General features: G+C 39.8%; 1 protein-coding gene. It reads left to right on the forward strand.

Features of this window, described 5'->3' with window-relative positions; translation table 11 throughout:
- Nucleotides 1-467: 467 nt before the first annotated feature.
- On the forward strand, nt 468-854 hold a 387-nt coding region (locus tag R7Z47_RS24305), incomplete at its 3' end, for a pirin family protein (protein ID WP_318130698.1).

Here is an 854-nt window from a genome sequence, read left to right on the forward strand (position 1 = left end):
AGACATAAAAACCTCTGAATTAAAAACATTAATGATAAATTATTGGTGGATCTTTTTTTAAGCTATTGAATGTCAATCAAGAGGAAGTTGTACGCAGGTGTCTGAATGGGGATTCAAGATTTTACTGAGAAGGAACTTAAACTAAATGTAGCATTAACAGCTCTCTTCGAAGAGCCAAGCGCTACTATACACCTTGTTTAAGAAATAGCTACATTTATTTTCAAATAAATTCAAAAACGTTTATGTGATAAGAGAGAACTTATCATCAATCGCCGGGGATTTGGTCTGGATGAAAAATGACCAATGATGCTTGGTTTTGATTTCCTATTGTTCGAAAACCTTGAATAAGTAGCTCGAATCGCTCTGCTCATGATTATTTTTCTCCAAACTAAAATAAAACCATGTCGATAGCCATGAGCTGAAACGCGATTTGCAGACAGCCACCAAGGCGAACGAGGAGAAGAAGTATGAGCACATTCAGAGAAATTCGTCAGTTGATTCCATCGCAACCTACCGCTGACGGTGATGGTGTTAAAATTCGTCGAGTTGCAGGTTTTAACAACACGAGCTTTTCACCATTTTTAATGATGGATGAGCTGAAATCCGATCAACGTTCTGACTACATTGGTGGCTTTCCTCCTCATCCTCATCGTGGGATTGAAACGCTGACTTATATGCTGAAAGGTCATTTTCAACATCGTGACCACATGAACAATGTCGGCGAATTGCGTTCTGGTGGCGCACAATGGATGGCGGCAGGTCGTGGAGTAATACACAGTGAAATGCCAATTATGCAAGACGGTGAGCTGCATGGTTTTCAGATATGGATTAATCAACCAGCCAAAGACAAAATG

Source organism: Vibrio sp. 1641 (genome assembly GCF_033339995.1).
Lineage (GTDB): Bacteria > Pseudomonadota > Gammaproteobacteria > Enterobacterales > Vibrionaceae > Vibrio > Vibrio alginolyticus.